This window comes from Methylobacterium marchantiae (assembly GCF_042679825.1).
Lineage (GTDB): Bacteria > Pseudomonadota > Alphaproteobacteria > Rhizobiales > Beijerinckiaceae > Methylobacterium > Methylobacterium marchantiae.
Genome location: NZ_JBHTND010000002.1, coordinates 62155 through 77791 on the forward strand (window position 1 = coordinate 62155; position 15637 = coordinate 77791).

General features: G+C 68.7%; 14 protein-coding genes. 7 read left to right on the forward strand and 7 right to left on the reverse strand.

The features are described 5' to 3' along the window. The first annotated feature begins 70 nt into the window (after nt 1-70). The 3 genes from pbpC to ACFQ4G_RS01730 all read left to right on the forward strand — a co-directional run bounded on the left by pbpC (nt 71) and on the right by ACFQ4G_RS01730 (nt 4511). Nucleotides 71-2242: a penicillin-binding protein 1C gene (pbpC, locus tag ACFQ4G_RS01720; protein ID WP_379039567.1), complete on the forward strand. Its 2172-nt coding sequence runs from the start codon at nt 71-73 to the stop codon at nt 2240-2242. Nucleotides 2243-2514: 272 nt separating this feature from the next. Next, nucleotides 2515-3615, forward strand: a complete 1101-nt coding sequence (locus tag ACFQ4G_RS01725; protein ID WP_238203038.1) for a GGDEF domain-containing protein — start codon at nt 2515-2517, stop codon at nt 3613-3615. Nucleotides 3616-3794: 179 nt separating this feature from the next. Beyond that, on the forward strand, nt 3795-4511 hold the full coding sequence (locus tag ACFQ4G_RS01730) for a hypothetical protein (RefSeq protein ID WP_379039569.1): 717 nt from the start codon (nt 3795-3797) through the stop codon (nt 4509-4511). Between the two features lie 6 nt (nt 4512-4517). Here the strand turns inward: ACFQ4G_RS01730 and ACFQ4G_RS01735 are convergent, their stop codons facing one another. The 7 genes from ACFQ4G_RS01735 to ACFQ4G_RS01765 form a co-directional block, all read right to left on the reverse strand. Beyond that, complete coding sequence (locus ACFQ4G_RS01735) at nt 4518-5492, reverse strand: sulfonate ABC transporter substrate-binding protein (protein ID WP_238203040.1); 975 nt, start codon at nt 5490-5492, stop codon at nt 4518-4520. Between the two features lie 211 nt (nt 5493-5703). Continuing rightward, nucleotides 5704-6867: an FMNH2-dependent alkanesulfonate monooxygenase gene (gene ssuD, locus ACFQ4G_RS01740; RefSeq protein ID WP_238203042.1), complete on the reverse strand. Its 1164-nt coding sequence runs from the start codon at nt 6865-6867 to the stop codon at nt 5704-5706. Nucleotides 6868-6913: 46 nt separating this feature from the next. After that, the gene (locus ACFQ4G_RS01745; protein WP_238203044.1) at nt 6914-7759 is read right to left on the reverse strand and encodes an ATP-binding cassette domain-containing protein; all 846 of its coding nucleotides are present in this window, start codon (nt 7757-7759) and stop codon (nt 6914-6916) included. A 51-nt stretch (nt 7760-7810) separates the two neighbouring features. Continuing rightward, complete coding sequence (gene ssuC / locus ACFQ4G_RS01750; protein ID WP_238203046.1) at nt 7811-8599, reverse strand: aliphatic sulfonate ABC transporter permease SsuC; 789 nt, start codon at nt 8597-8599, stop codon at nt 7811-7813. Nucleotides 8600-8602: 3 nt separating this feature from the next. Further along, nucleotides 8603-9577 carry an aliphatic sulfonate ABC transporter substrate-binding protein gene (locus ACFQ4G_RS01755; RefSeq protein WP_238203048.1) on the reverse strand — a complete coding sequence of 325 codons (975 nt, stop codon included), beginning with the start codon at nt 9575-9577 and terminating at the stop codon, nt 8603-8605. A gap of 7 nt (nt 9578-9584) precedes the next feature. Next, entirely contained in the window at nt 9585-10211 is a 627-nt protein-coding gene (gene msuE / locus ACFQ4G_RS01760; RefSeq protein WP_238203049.1) for an FMN reductase, read from the reverse strand. 302 nt (nt 10212-10513) lie between these two features. Then, nucleotides 10514-11560, reverse strand: a complete 1047-nt coding sequence (locus ACFQ4G_RS01765) for an HD-GYP domain-containing protein (RefSeq protein WP_238203051.1) — start codon at nt 11558-11560, stop codon at nt 10514-10516. A 312-nt stretch (nt 11561-11872) separates the two neighbouring features. On the opposite strand from ACFQ4G_RS01765, the gene ACFQ4G_RS01770 reads away from it, so the two are divergent. The 4 genes from ACFQ4G_RS01770 to ACFQ4G_RS01785 are packed head-to-tail and all read left to right on the forward strand — an operon-like array spanning nt 11873 to nt 15438. Then, the gene (locus ACFQ4G_RS01770) at nt 11873-12460 is read left to right on the forward strand and encodes a SiaB family protein kinase (RefSeq protein ID WP_238203053.1); all 588 of its coding nucleotides are present in this window, start codon (nt 11873-11875) and stop codon (nt 12458-12460) included. Nucleotides 12461-12473: 13 nt separating this feature from the next. Then, the gene (locus tag ACFQ4G_RS01775; protein WP_238203055.1) at nt 12474-12869 is read left to right on the forward strand and encodes a DUF1987 domain-containing protein; all 396 of its coding nucleotides are present in this window, start codon (nt 12474-12476) and stop codon (nt 12867-12869) included. Further along, nucleotides 12869-13735 carry a GGDEF domain-containing protein gene (locus ACFQ4G_RS01780; RefSeq protein WP_238203057.1) on the forward strand — a complete coding sequence of 289 codons (867 nt, stop codon included), beginning with the start codon at nt 12869-12871 and terminating at the stop codon, nt 13733-13735. Before ACFQ4G_RS01775 ends, ACFQ4G_RS01780 begins: the two co-directional genes overlap by 1 nt. Further along, nucleotides 13732-15438, forward strand: coding sequence for a SpoIIE family protein phosphatase (locus ACFQ4G_RS01785; RefSeq protein WP_238203059.1), 1707 nt, complete (start codon nt 13732-13734; stop codon nt 15436-15438). The genes ACFQ4G_RS01780 and ACFQ4G_RS01785 overlap by 4 nt, the downstream gene beginning before the upstream one ends. Nucleotides 15439-15637 lie beyond the last annotated feature (199 nt).

The following is a 15637-nucleotide window of genomic DNA, read 5'->3' on the forward strand; positions in this document are numbered from 1 at the left end:
AAGGAGCCCTCCAGTTATCTCGCGATCCGCTGGAGCGCTCCTTCGAGGCCCGCTTTGCGGGCACCTCAGGATGAGGGTTCGGATCGGAGAAGAAACGGCGAAGGGCTTGGCGGGTCCCGCAACGACCCTCCCCCACCTCAAGCCGGGCCGGCATGAGGTCCGTGGGAGGTTGATCCTTGCCGCCGTCGGCGCCCTGCTCGTCCTCCTTATCCTCCTCCCCGCCCTCGCCCTCTGGCGCTTCGTCGCGACGCTGCCGCCCCTCGACCTCACCCAGGCGAGCCTCCGATCGACGGTGATCCTCGACCGCGACAGCCATCTCCTGCGCCCCTTCGCCACCGCCGACGGGCGCTGGCGGCTGCCGGTGACGGGAGCGGAGGTCGATCCGCGCATGCTCGCCATGCTGAAGGCCTACGAGGACCGGCGCTTTGCCGACCATCACGGCATCGACCCGGCCGCCACCCTGCGCGCCGCCTGGCAATGGCTCCGTCACGGCAGGATCGTCTCGGGCGGTTCCACCCTGTCCATGCAGGTCGCCCGCCTCGTGGAGCCGCGGCCCGAACGCTCGCTCAGTGCCAAGCTCCGCCAGATGGTGCGGGCGGTCGAGCTGGAGCGCCGCCTCGGCAAGGACGGCGTGCTGGATCTCTACCTGGCGCTCGCCCCCTATGGCGGCCCGGTGGAGGGGTTGCGGGCGGCGAGCTTCGCCTATTTCGGGCGTGAGCCGGCCCGGCTCTCCTTCGCCGAATCCGCCCTCCTCGTCGGCCTGCCCCAGGCGCCGGAATCGCGCCGGCCGGATCGCTACCCCGCCCGTGCGCGTCAGGCGCGAGACCGGGTCCTCGACATCGCCGCCACGCGCGGCGTGATCACCGCCGCGGAGGCGAAGGCCGCCAAGGCCGAGCCCGTACCGAATGCGCGAAAGCCCTTCCCGATGCTGGCGGCGCATGCGGCCGATGCGGCGGTGGCGGCCGATCCCGTGGCGCGGGTGCAGCGCCTCGGCCTCGACGGGCGCCTGCAGGCGAGCCTCGAACAGCTCGCCGCCGAGCGGGCCGCCGCCATGGGTCCGGGCATCTCGGCCGCGATCCTCGCCATCGACAACCGCACCGGCGCGGTGATCGCCCAGGTGGGGAGCGCCGGCTATCTCGATGCTGGCCGCTCGGGCGCCATCGACATGACCGGGGCGATCCGCTCGCCGGGCTCGGCCCTCAAGCCCTTCATCTACGCTTTGGCCTTCGAGAACGGCATCGCCCATCCCGAGACGCTCCTCGACGACCGGCCGGTGCGCTTTGCCGGCTCCTACGCGCCGGAGAATTTCGATCTCAGCTATCAGGGCACCGTCACCGCGCGGCGCGCGCTGCAGCTCTCCCTCAACGTGCCGGCGGTGGACCTGCTGGAGGCGGTGGGCGCCGCCCGCTTCATCGCCCGCCTGCGCGGCGCCGGCGCGCGGATCGACCTGCCGCGCGACACGGCACCCGGCCTGCCGGTAGCTCTGGGCGGCCTCGGCATCACCCTCACCGATCTCGCCCGGCTGTTCTCCGGCCTCGCGCGAGGGGGCTCGGTGCCCGACCTGATCCGCCGCCTCGACGGGCCGGCCGCCCCGCGCCCGCCGGAGACGCGCGTCACCGAGCAAGTGGCGGCCTGGTACGTGGCCGACATCCTGCGCGGCGCACCGCCCCCCGAGAACGCGCTGCCGAACCGGATCGCGTTCAAGACCGGCACCTCCTACGGCTATCGCGACGCCCTGGCGGTGGGGTTCGACCGGCGCGTGACCATCGCCGTCTGGGTCGGCCGGCCGGACGGCAATGCCGTGCCGGGCCTCGTCGGTCGCGTGGTCGCCGCCCCGATCCTGTTCGACGCGTTCTCGCGCTTCGGCGGCGAGCCGGATTCCGTACCGATGCCCCGCGATGCCCTGGTGACCACCAGCGCCGGCCTGCCGCCGCCGCTCCGCCACATCCGCCGGGACGTGCCCAAGACCCTGTCGGCGGCCCTCGGCTCGGCGCTGAAGATCGCCTATCCGCCGGACGGCTCGCGCATCGACCTCGGTCTCGCCGAGCCGGGCGCCCCGCCGAGCCTCGCCCTCAAGGCGCTGGGCGGCGTGCCGCCCCTCACCTGGATGGTCAACAGCCTGCCCGTCGCCGAGAGCCCCCGTCGCCAGTCCGAATGGCGCCCGGACGGCGCGGGCTTCGCCAGGATCTCGGTAATGGACGCCTCGGGGGCCAGCGACAGCGTCGTCGTCCGGCTGGAGTGACGGGCCGGCCCGGCCGGTCGTGCTTCGCTTTCGATATTCGGGCGAAAGGTTAGCGAGAGGCCGACGGGTGCCGATGCTTCGCGACGACGTAGTGTGTCGGCAATGGATCGTCTTCGGTCGGTCCGCCAAGAGCAGCGCATCGACATTTATTTGATATTTTCGACCTCGCACACGGTTCGCCGGAACCAACCTAGATCAAGTCGTTCGGTTATGCGCCCTTTAAGGCTTTGGCGTTAGGACGGTTTCGGTCAGTGCCGCACGAAGTCGCATCCATGTTCTCGATACCCGACGTGCCGACCCTCAGCCTGTGCAGCACCCTCATGAGCTTTGCCTTCATGACGGTCTACTTGACTTTGTGGCGAGCTCGGACCGGGCAGTCTTTTCTTCTCGATTGGGCGGCGAGCTCCGGACTCTACGCAGCGATCATGGTCGGCTTCGGGATCGTCGGCGATCATCCGGTGGCGATAGCGGTGCTGCACGCGCTGCTGGGCCTCTCCTCCGTCCTGGTCCTGACCGGCGTGGACCGGTTCGACGGCCTGAAGCCGTTCCGGCCTTGGACGATCCCCCTGATCCTGCTGCCGAGCCTCGGATATCTCGGTCCCGCCCTCCTGCTGGAGGACCGGACGGTCGCGCAGATGGGCGGTATTCTGGGATTGGCCAGCGTCATGGTGGCGATAGGCTCGGTTCTGTCGAGCGGTCGGCGCAACGGAATCATGGGAGGGCGCCGCATCGCCGGACTGGCCCTGCTGGGATACGTCCCCGCCTATCTGCTGACGCTCGTCGTCCTGATGAACCACAGCGAGATCCCTCATGCCGGGGCCCTGGTGCCGCTGCTCGCAGACCAGGTTCTGCTCCCCATCCTCAATCTCGGCCTCATCTCCATGCCGGGCGAACGGGCTCAAGCGGTTCTTCGCCGTATCGCCCTACGCGATAGCTTGACCGGGGCCCTCAACCGGGCCGGTCTCACGGCCGACGCGCCGGCCGTCGTCACGTCGGAGACGGCGGTCATCGCCATCGACGTCGATCACTTCAAGACCATCAACGACCGCTACGGCCATGCGGCAGGCGACGCGGTGCTGGTCGCCCTGGCGACCTGCACGATGCGCCGCCTTTCGGGCCAGGACCTCTTCGTGCGGCTGGGCGGCGACGAATTCGTCGTCGTCCTCGCCGATACGGCCCGCGAGGCCGCGCTGGCCTTCGCGGACGATTTGCGCCGCTCCTTCCAGACCCTGCCGGACTTGCCGGCCTGGACCGCCAGCATGGGCGTGAGCATGGTCGCGCCGGGAGAAACGTCCCTCATCGGGGCCATGGCGCGAGCCGATCAAGCCCTCTACGAGGCCAAGGCCTCCGGGCGCGACTGCGCCGCGGCCTGACCGCCGGGGACGGTCGCCGCGGATCGCGCACAAATCCGGTTCCAGGGCGATGACGGTCCCCGCGTGCCGCACGTCACGCCGGACCGTCACGAATTCGTGTGTCCTCCGGTTCGGCCAAGCTTCGAAGCGGACGAGCGATTCGACGGACGATGGGCGGCGGACATGAAGGAGGATCGGACATGAGCGGCAGCATGGTCCCGGCGACCGATCCCCTCGCCGTCGCGGAAACGGCGCTGGCCGACATGGCGGCCGCCCTCGAACCCACACGCGGCCGGCGCCTGCCGCTGGCCCTCAAGCTCGCCTACACCGCCTTCATGGCGGTGCTGATGCCGGTCTACTGGGCCTGGTACGGGCCGACCAACTTCCTCTACTTCTGCGACCTCGCGCTGATCCTCACCCTGGTCGGCATCTGGCGGGAGAGCCCGCTCCTCGTCTCCATGCCGACGGTGGGCATCCTGGCGCCGCAGGTGCTGTGGGTGGCGGATTTCCTCGCCGAACTCGCCGGCATGCCGCTCACCGGCATGACCGCCTACATGTTCAAGGCCGAGAACCCGCTGTTCCTGCGCTCGCTCTCGCTCTTCCACGGCTGGCTGCCGTTCCTGCTGGTCTTCCTGGTCTGGCGCCTCGGCTATGACCGCCGCGCCTGGGCGGCCTGGTCGGGCCTCGCCGTGGCGGTACTGTTCGTGTGCTTCTTCCTGATGCCCGGTCCGCGCCCCGATGCCGGGCTCACGCCCGTCAACATCAACTACGTCTGGGGCATGAGCGACGCCGCCGCCCAGACCCTGATGCCGGCATGGGCCTGGTTCGCGAGCCTCCTCGTCGTCGTCCCGCTGGTGCTCTGCGGCGCCACCCACCTCGTCCTGCGCCGGCTGATGCCGGCGCCGGTGGCGCGGTAGAGCCCATCAGCTTCCGGGCTTGCGCACGGCGTCGGAGACCGTGATCGGCTTCGGCAGCAGGCCGAGGCGGTGGAACGTGTCGGCCACCTTCTGCTGGTCGGCGACGACCGCCGCGTCGAGGGGCGTCACGCCGTAGGTCAGGCGTTTCAGGGCGACGGTGAGGATCGGCGCCGGGATGCCGATGGCGGGGGCCAGTTCGGCGGCCACCGTATCGGTATTGTCCTTGGCCCAGGCATCGATCTCGCCGATCGCGGCGAGGGTGGCGTCGAGGGCGGCCTTGTTGGCGTTGGAGAAGGTCCGCGTGGAGAGGTAGAATTGCCGGTTCGGCACGATGTCGGTGCCGTCGACGAGGGTGCGCGCGCCGGTGGCCCGCTCGCCCGAGGCGAGGAAGGGGTCCCAGATCGCCCAGGCATCGACGGCGCCGCGCGAGAAGGCCGCGACCGCGTCCCCCGGCGCCAGGAAGACCGGCGTCACCGCGTCATAGGGCACGCCCGCCTTCGCCAGAGCCTCGACCAGGAAGTAATGGACGTTGGAGCCCTTGTTGAGGGCGATCTTCTTGCCGCGCAGATCGGCGACGGTCCTGATCGGACTGTCCTTGGCGACGAGGATCGCCTCTCCGAGCGGTGCCCCCGGCTCGTGCGCGACGTAGAGGAAATCCGGGTTGTTGGCCTGGCCGAAGATCGGCGGGGCCTCGCCGGCCGAGCCGAGATCGATGGCCCCGGCATTGAGCGCCTCCAAGAGGGGCGGCCCCGAGGGAAATTCGGCCCAGGTGACGCGGTAGCCCAGCGGCGCCAGCTTCTTCTCCAGCAAACCCTTGCCCTTGAGCAGGACCAGGGTGCCGTATTTCTGGTAGCCGACCCGGATCACCTTGTCCTCGGCGCGTACCAGCAGGGTGCCGAGGATCAGGAAGGCGAGGGCTATGAGGAAGGCGAGACTCGTCTGTCGCGGGATGGCGAGGGCGCGCGCGGTGGAACGGGGCATGGAATGTCCTCGGGGTTGTCGTCGGTTAGGAGGACCGAAGGGGATTCCGGGGGGCGCGGCTGGACACGCCGCGAAGCGCCCGAATCTCTTTGCGCGGACCATCAAGAGCCGCTGACGCGGCCCTTGCATCTCCGGGTCCCGGATCACCTTTCGCTGACGCTTCAGGTGTCCGGGAAAGGGCGTCGCAGGCGACGCCCACGGGACGTGATCCTCAATGCGCCGCGATGCGGCGGCTCGGGACGATGTCGTTGGCGATGACTTCGCCGAAGGGGCCGTTGTTGCGGGCATTGCTCGGCGGGACGCCGGTGGTGGCGCGGAGCGGCAGCTTCGGGAAGACCAGCTCGGCGAAGCGGTAGGCCTCCTCCAGATGCGGGTAACCGGAGAGGATGAAGCGGTCGATCCCGAGATCGATGTATTCCTTCATCCGGTCCGCCACTTGGGTCGCCGAGCCGACCAGTGCCGTGCCGGCGCCGCCGCGCACGAGACCGACGCCGGCCCAGAGGTTGGGCGAGACTTCGAGCTTCGTGCGGTCACCCCCGTGCAACGCCATCATCCGGCTCTGGCCCACGGAATCCTGGCGCTTCAGGGTGGCTTGCGCCCGTGCGATGGTCTCGTCGTCGAGGCGCGAGATCAGGTTCTCGGCGGCGGCCCAGGCCTCGCCCTCGGTCTCGCGGACGATGACGTGCAGGCGGATGCCGTAGGAGAAGGTTTTTCCTTTGCGGTCGGCGGCTTCCTTCGCCTTGGCGATCTTCTCGGCGACGCCGGCCGGCGGCTCGCCCCAGGTCAGGTAGACCTCGCAATGCTCGGCCGCGACCTCGATCCCGGCCGGCGACGAGCCGCCGAAATACAGAGGCGGATAGGGCTTCTGCACCGGCGGGAAGATCACCCGGCCTTCCTCGACCTTGAGGTGCTTGCCCTCGTAGCTCACCGTCTCGCCGGACATCAGCCCGCGCCAGATATGCAGGAATTCGTCGGTGACGACGTAGCGCTCGTCATGGTCGAGGAAGACGCCGTCGCCGCGCAGCTCCACCGGGTCGCCGCCGGTCACGACGTTGATGAGCAGGCGCCCGTCCGAGATCCGGTCGAGGGTGGCGGCCATGCGCGCGGCCATGGACGGCTCCTGCAGGCCGGGGCGGACGGCCACGAGGAAGCGCAGGCGCTTCGTCAGGGCGGCCAGAGCCGAGGCGATCACCCAGGAATCCTCGCAGGATCGACCAGTGGGCAGCAGCACGCCGTAATAGCCGAGCTCGTCGGCCGCCTGCGCGATCTGGCGGAGATAGGCCAGCGACACGTCGCGGGCGCCTTCCTGGGCACCGAGGTAGCGGCCGTCGCCGTGGGTGGGCAGGAACCAGAGGACGTCGGTCTCTGCGGTCATGGGAAGCTCCTTGGGTTGTGCCGTTGGGTCCGCGCTCGTCCGGGGATCAGGCCGGGGCACGGTCCTTCAGCAGATGGTCGAGGATGCGGCCTTCCAGCCGCGCGAGTTCGGGGTCGCCGCGCCGGCGCGGCCGGGGCACGTCCACGGTGAGATCGAGGGCGACGCGGCCCTCCTCCACCACGAGGATGCGGTCGGCCATGGCCGCCGCCTCGGCGACGTCGTGGGTGACGAGGATGGCGGTGAAGCCCTGGTTGCGCCAGATCCGCTCGATCATGTCCTGCATGTCGATGCGCGTCAGGGCGTCGAGCGCCCCCAGCGGCTCGTCGAGGGCGAGGAGGCCGGGACGGCTGACGAGGGCGCGCGCCAGGGCGACGCGCTGGCGCTGGCCGCCGGACAGGGTGGCCGGCCAGTTGCCGGCCTTGTCGGTGAGGCCGACCTCGGCCAGCACCGCCGCCGCACGCTCGCGCCGTTCCTGGCGCCGCCCTGCCCCGCCGAGGCCCACGGCGACGTTGTCGACGACCCTGGCCCAGGGCAGCAGGCGCGGCTCCTGGAACATGATGCGCTTCGTCGCCGAGCGCACGCCCGTCGTCTCGAGGTCGATCCGCCCGGCGCTCGGCTGTTCGAGCCCGAGGATCAGGCGCAGCAGGGTGCTCTTGCCGCAGCCCGAGCGGCCGACGATGGCCACGAACTGGCCTGCCGGGATGTGGAGGTCGAGCCCCTCGATCACGGGATGGCCGTCGAAGGATTTCGACAGGCCGCGCAGGGTGACGGCGACGCCCGAGCCGGCGGCGGGCGTGGGGTGCGCGGCCTGGCGGATCTGGGGTCCGACGGGAACCTCGCGGGGCGGCGCGAGGGCGGCGTCGGGCGCGCGCAACAGGGTGGAGGCGGTCATGGACGTCGTCCGTGGGGTTGATCGAAGAAGGGGGGCATCTCGCGAAGCCCCTCAGATGTTCCGGTAGGCCGGGTTCCAGGCGAGGAACGAGCGCTCCAGCAGGCGTGTCAGGGTGTCGGCGATCTTGCCGAGCAGGGCGTAGATCACGATCGCCAGCACCACGACGTCCACCAGCATGAATTCGCGCGCCTGCATCGCCATGTAGCCGAGGCCGGAGGAGGCCGAGATCGTCTCGGCGACGATGAGCGTCAGCCACATGATGCCGAGCGCGTAGCGCAGGCCGACGAAGATCGAGGGCAGCGCGCCCGGCAGCACCACCCGCAGGAACAGGGTGGTGGGAGACATGCCGTAGACCCGGCCCATCTCCACCAGTTGCGGATCCACCGAGCGGATGCCGTGCAGGGTGTTGGCGTAGATCGGGAAGAACACGCCGATGGCCACGAGGAAGAGCTTGGCCTCCTCGTCGATGCCGAACCACAGGATCACCAGCGGGATCAGCGAGAGATGGGGAATGTTGCGCACCATCTGCAGGGTCGTGTCGGTGAGCTTCTCCGAGAGCTGGGACAGGCCGTTGGCGAGGCCGAGGGAGAAGCCGATGGTGCCGCCGATGAGGAAGCCGGAGGCCGCGCGCAGGAAGCTGATCCAGAGGTTGGTCCAGAGTTCGCCGGTCCGGCTCGCCTGCCAGCCGGCGGCGATCACGTCCGAGGGCGCGGGCATGAAGCGGGTGGAGACCAGCCCGGCCGAGGCGGCGGCCTGCCAGCCGGCGATGATCGCCACCGGCACGAGCCAGGGCGTCAGGCGGGAGAGGATATCGGAACCGAAGGTCTTCTGCTGTGACATGGTTCAGCCCTTGCTGGCGGGGGCACCGCCCCGTGCCGTCCAGAGCGCATCGGCGATGCGGACGGGCTTGGCGATGAGGCCGAGGCCGAGGAAACGGTCGGCCACGCGCTGCTGCTCGGCCACCACCTCGGCGCTCATCGGGGCGATGGTGAAGGTGATCCGGTCCACGGCGCGGCGGGACGCGTCGAGGGGGACGTTGGTGACCTTCGACAGGGCGGCGGCGACGTCCGGCCGGTTCGCCTCGCACCAGACGGCGACCTGGCCGAGCACGTCGATCACCGCCTGCAGGGTCGCGCCCTGTTGGGTCGCGAAGGTGCGGTTGGCCAGGAAGTAGTTGTTGGTCCGCGTGATCTGCGAGACCTCCACGAGGATGCGGGTGCCGGGCGCCTTCTGGGCGATGGCGTAATACGGGTCCCATACCGTCCAGGCATCGACGGAGCCCCGGGCGAAGGCGGCCGCCGCGTCGGCGGGGCCGAGGAGGACCGGCTCGATGTCGCCGTAGCCGAGCCCGGCCGATTCCAGCGCCGCCACCGTGAAGTTGTGGGCGCTCGATCCCTTGGCGAAGGCGACGCGCCGGCCCTTGAGGTCGGCGAGGGTCTTCACCGGCGAGCCCACCGGAAGCAGGATCGCCGAGCCCGAACCGCCGCCCGGCTGCGCGGCGGCATAGACGAGATCGGCGCCGGCGGCCTGTGCGAAGACCGGCGGGGCGTCACCCGTCTGGCCGAAATCGATGGCGCCGAGGCCCAGAGCTTCGAGGAGCGGCGGCCCGAAGGAGAATTCCGACCAGCGGACGGAGATGCCGAGCGGTTTCAGGCGCTCCTCGATGACGCCCTGCTGCTTGGCGACGACGAGGATGCCGTTCTTCTGGTAGCCGATCCGGAGAATCCCGGCCTCTGCGGCCCGCGCGGCCGTGGCGGACAGGGACTTGCCGACGGACGCCGCGAGCCCGGCGGCCAGGAGAGCACGGCGGTCGATCATCGCGGACCTATCGGCTCGGAGCGGCGAAGGCGGCAGCCGGCGCGGCATCGAACGATGCCGCGGGCTTCGCCCACGCGCCGAGCAGGGTGGCCAGCTGGTCCGCGGCGTCGGCGACCCGCGCCCGCACGCCCGCGTCGACGAGAACCCCTTCGGCAAAATCCGCGTCGCTGCCATAGACCGAGGTCGGGATGGTCTGCGCGCTGAAGAAGCCGAAGAGCGGCCGCAGCGAATGCTCGACGACGAGGGCATGGCGCGCGCCCCCACCCGTGGCGGACAGCACCACCGGCTTGCCCACGAGGGCGGCGGGATCGACGAAGTCGAACAGATGCTTGAACAGGCCGGTATAGGCGCCCTTGTAGACCGGCGTACCGACGATGAGCGCGTCGGCGTTCTCGATCGCCTCGAGGATGCGGCGGGCCGGCAGGGAGAGCTGATCGCGCGACCAGGCCGCACCGAGGCCGGTCCCGGCATCGACCACGTCGAACAGGCGGATATCGGCGCGGAGTCTGGTGCCGGTCGCCTCGGCGACCGCCTCGACGAGCGCCCGCGTCTTCGAGGGACGCTGCAGGTTGGCACTGAAGCCGACGATGCGGGGAAGCGGGCCGCCGGAGAACGAGCTGCCTGGAAGGGACATGGAGCGCCTATCGATCGGGTTCTGGAAAGGGCCGGTGACGCCCGTCCGAACCCGTGGTCCGGCTATGGAAAGCGCCTCGGCAGCGTTACCGAACTGTGATCGCAGAGACGATCCGGGTCAACGAAACGTGCTTTTAAAAGAACGTAGACTCGGAGATGAGTCTTCGGGGATAGGCCAGCAAGCGGAGATGAAAGTTTTTAATCGGCACTTTCATGCAGAATTCGCACCCGATTACGGAGGCGGAGGAAAGAGGACCGTCATCGTGATGCGGCGATGTTCTATAAATCGAACGCAGCTGGGATTTACACGACTGCGTCGTCGGGGGTCGATTGCCGGACGATGGGCAGGAAGGCCCGCAGAAGCGCCATGTCGAGCCTGCCCGCCATGCCGAGCATGATGGCATGGGCCTCGGCATGCGGCAGCGGCTCACGATAGGCGCGCCGCTCGGTGAGGGCGGAATGGACGTCGCAGATTGTCAACAGACGGACAAGATCGGGAATCGCATCGCCGGACAGGCCGGAGGGGTAGCCGCTGCCGTCGAGCATCTCGTGATGATGCCGGACGACGAACAGCATGCCGGGATCGAAACCGTCCTGCCGTGCCAGCAGATCGGCACCGATCGCGGCATGGGTGCGCATGATCGCCATCTCGGCCGGAGTCAAGGAACCCGGCTTGTTGAGGATGCTGCGCGGAATCCTGGCCTTGCCGACATCGTGCAGAAGGGCGGCCTTCGCGAGCCGCTTCCGGTCGGCCCTGGGAAGCTTGAGGTCGAAGGCGAAGGCCGCCGCGAAGCCGGCGACGCTGAGCGAGTGCTGGTAGAGCTGCTCGTCGTAGCGTCCGATCGTGTCGAGCCAGGCGCGGATTCCGGCCTCGGAGACGGCTTCGAGAACGACGTCGGTGCCGGCATCGACCTCCTCCGCGGAGATCGGCCGGTCGGATTGCGCCGCATGGAACATGTCCGCCACGGCGGCACAGGCACGCTGCGCCTTGCCTTGCACCGTGACGGTCTCGCCGTCGCAATAGGCGGGCAGCTTCAGCCCGGCATCGATGAGACTGAACACGAGGGAGAGGATGGTCGGCCGCGGGGTGTCCGCAGGGACGATGCGCAGGGCCGGACTCGCCCGCGTCCCGATATCGGCCGGCACATCCGTCAGGACGAGGCAGGGCACCCGCATGATGCCGAGGCGAGCCGTCCAGGCCGCCGCGGCCCCCTCCCTGGCATCCACGTCGAACACCGCGACCACGGGGAGGATGTCGGGAAGCGGCTGATCGCCGGTGAGGCAACGGCAGGGCATGATCGTGGTGATGGCTCGGGCGAGAAGCTTCGCTCGTTCCGGTCTGTCAGACACGATGAGGACGGACTTTTCCTGCGTCACGATCCGATCCACTCTAGACCGTCAAGGCCGGGCTCCGTGCCCACGGATGGGCGCACCTCCAAATCTATGTATAGAATTCCCTATAAATTGTTTCTTTCTGCGCGAACAGGTTAACGACGCCGGATTGCTGTCGTCGTCCCGGGAACGCGGCATGGCTCAAATCCAGACCGTTCGGAGAATGCCGAAAAACAACCTCGACGGCGGCCGGCGATCCCACGGTGCGGTAACTGTCTGTAGACGCATTGGGATTACTGATGTCGGGCGGCGACGTGATGTATTTGCCTCATGGCACATCCCTGCCTCGGTGAGGAGGAAGCTTTGCTTGCGCAGGATTTCAAGTCTTTCTTCGAGACATCGAAACGCAACGGCATCATTCTCTCGTTCGGCGGCGACCTCTCCGAGAACGTCCTCTTTTCCCTGGGCGAGGTCCTGAAGCTCCGGATGATCCAGGGCGAAACGGACGCGACGATCGCCAAGCGGGTCTTCTCGATCTTCGTCGAGCAGGCCCAGAACATCATTCGCTACTCGGCCGACAAGCTGCCCGGAGCGAGCACGCCCCCCCGCGGCATGATCAGTGCAGGCATGATCGTCGTCGGCGTCGAGAAGGGGCGCTTCTTCGTCGTCTGCGGCAACGAGGTCCCGAAGACCGATGCCGTCATTCTGCGCGAGCGTTTGGATCACATTGCCAGCATGTCGAGCGAAGAACTCAAGCGTTACTACAGGGAAAAGCTGCGCCAGCCGCCCGACGAGGGCAGTCTCGGCGGAAGCATAGGGCTGATCGAGATCGCTCGCCGATCGAGCGCTCCCGTCGAGTTCGATTTTCATGATCTTGGCGGCGAGCGCAGCATGTTCTGCCTCAAAGCCTACATCTGACGGCGCCCGACCGATGGACCGTATCCAGATCTCTGCGACCGACCGGTCTCCCCGGGTGGATTTCGACTTCGCCAGCGGGCGTTTTCAGCTGAGCGGGGAATCGTATCCCGAAGATGCGGCGGCTTTCTTCGGCCCCCTGCTGCAATCCCTGCGGACCTACCTCGCCGCCGCGGCCTCCGAGCCGATCGTGTTCGAGGTCGAGCTCGCCTATTTCAACAGTTCCAGCGCCAAGGCGCTGATGAACCTGTTCATGCCCCTCGAGGACGCGGCCGGCGAGGGTCGCGCCGTCACCATCCGCTGGCTCTTCACCAAGGGTGACGAGACGATCGCCGAGGCGGGCGAGGACTTCGCCTCCGACTTTTCACACGCACGCTTCGATCTCGTCGAGACGTCGCAGGCGGAGTGCTGATGCGGATGCCGACCAAGCCCGACATCGTCGCTCAGATCGGTCTTCCTCCCGTCGTCGGCGACACGTTCAGCCTGTACGACACCGAGGAAGCGGTCCTGGGAAAGACCGATGCGATGCTGTCGGGGCTCGCACAGGTCGCCGGCGGCGTCCAGCAACTCGCCGAAGCCTACCGCCGCAGCTATCGCGAGCAGCGCCGTCTGGTGCGGATGAGCGACCGGATGCAGCTCGACCTGCAGAAGGCCAATCACCGGCTGGCCGAGCAGCAGCGCGACCTCCAGGCCCTCAACGAGGCGCTTTCGAGCGAGATCGAGCACCGGACCCGTCTCGAAGCGGAGCTGAGGCGTCTGGCCGACACCGACGACCTGACCGGGGCGATGACCCGCCGCCGCTTCATGGAGCTCGGCCAGCGCGAATGGCTGAGGCACGAACGCGACCGGGTTCCAGCCTGCCTCCTGATGGTGGATCTCGACCGCTTCAAGCGCCTCAACGACGAGTTCGGCCACGCCGCCGGGGACGCGGCCCTGATCTGCTTCGTCGAGACCTGCCGGAGCCGCCTGCGCAAGATCGACGTGATCGGCCGCATGGGCGGGGAGGAATTCGCCATCCTGCTCGCCGAGACGGGGCATGATGCCGGGCTCATGGTCGCCGAGAACCTCTGCCGTCTGGTCGGGGAGACCGTGGTGGCCTGGCCCGGCGGAAAGCTGGCGCTCTCGGTCAGCATCGGTGTCGCCGCCGTCGAAGCCGGGGAAACCCTCGAACGCGTCCTCAACCAGGCCGATGCCGCGCTCTATGCCGCCAAACATGCCGGACGCAGCTGCGTCCGCTCCGCCCGCGACCTGACCACGGACATGCTGCCGCCACCATGACCGTAGAATCCGCAGCCGAAGTCCCCTCGCCCGCCATCGCGCCACCGTCCCGCAGGCGCTCCCTGAGAGGTGGCGGGCCCCTGCGCGGCGACGACTTCCTGACGCTCGCCGGCTTCACCGACGTGCCGACAGCCACGCCCGGCACCATGCGGCCCGGTGCGCTGCGCGGCTCGGCGCGCGGCCGCGACCTCGACAGCCTGGCACACACGCTGTTCCTGCGGATCTACCCGGTGATCGCCGTGGTGGTGCTGGCGACGCAGATCGGCATCGCCTGGGTGAACTACAACGACAGCCTCCGGCTCTATACCGAGCGTGCGAACCTGCTCGCCACCCTGACCGCCCAGGCCATCGCCCGACCCGACTGGAGCGAACGGCCGGATGTCTACAAGACCCAGATCCAGGCCCTGACCCTCGACCCGGCCTTCCGGTTCGTCCGGGCCTGGAATGCCGATGGCGGCCTGGTGATGGCCCTCGGCGACATGCCGGGCGGCCGCAGCCTCGAACTCATCCGCGCCTCCACCGAGATCACCGTTCCGGACAGGGCCAAGCCCGTCGGGAGCCTGACGCTCGGGCTGTCGGCCGAGGCGCTGCGCGGCAATGCCGAGAAGCAGGCGGTCCTGGCCCTCGGCGCGAGCCTCGTGCTGATGCTCGCCTTCGTGCTGACCCTGCATGCCAATGTGCGTCGCCACGTCCTCGCTCCCCTGAAGCGCCTGCTCATCGCCATGCGCGAGGTGGAGCACAAGCGCTGGTCGACCGTGGAGCTCGAAGGCGCCGTCCGGGCGAGCAACGAGATCGACGTGATCTCCTCGGCCTTCAACCGCATGGTGGAAGGCCTGCGCACCGGGGACGAGGCGAAGCAGCTTCTCACCGAACTCGAACTGGCCCATGCCAAGCTCGCCGATGCCAACCGGCTGGTGATGGAGAGCATCGGCTATGCCCGCCGCATCCAGACCTCCGTCCTGCCGGACCGGATGGCGCTCGCCGGTGCCGGCCTCGACGTGGCCGTGCTGTGGGAGCCATTGCACCAGGTCGGCGGCGATTATTTCTGGCTGGAACGCCTCGACGAGGTCAGCGTCATCGTTGTGGCCGATTGCACCGGCCACGGCGTTCCGGGCGCCTTCATCACCCTGATCGTCGCCACCGCCCTCGACCGCATCCTGCACGAGCGCGGCCTTCGCTCGCCGGCCGAGATCCTGTCCGCCCTCGACGAGATGGTCCGCGCCCAGCTGCGCCAGGACGGGCGCGGTTCGGAATCCGATGACGGGCTCGATTGCGGCTTGTGCATCTGGGACCCGGCGGCGCGGCGCCTGAGCTTTGCCGGTGCCGGCATCTCGCTGACCACCGTCACGCAGGCCGGCATGACCCGGATCAAGGGGGAGAAGCGCGGACTCGGCTACCCGCGTCATGGGAGCGAGAGACAGGGCAACGAGAGATTCCGGACCGAGACCGTCACGCTGGACGTGGCGCCGGGCGATACCTTCTACCTGATGACCGACGGCATCACCGACCAGATGGGGACGACCGGCGGCCAGCGCCGGCTGCTCGGGCATCGCGGGGTCTCCGACATCCTCCTGCGCAGTCGCGACGAGGAGCTCGGTCCGCAGATCAAGACATTGGAGACCGAGCTCGCCGCTTATCGCGGCGCCGAGAACCGCAGGGACGACATGACCCTCATCGCGTTCAGGCCGACGAACCTCGCCTGATCATCCGCTCGAGACGTCGCCGAATGAACGCCGGACGATCGTCCGGTGCGCTGGCACACGCAAAATGTCGTGACGTTTCGGCACGATACGACGTGAAAGTCGTCAGTGTCGACCGGTCGGCCTCAACCTCGCCGTCATGACGGGCCAAGGGATGACGATCGCCGGTCCCTGCCGCGTTTCTACTGCATCACGAGAGTCG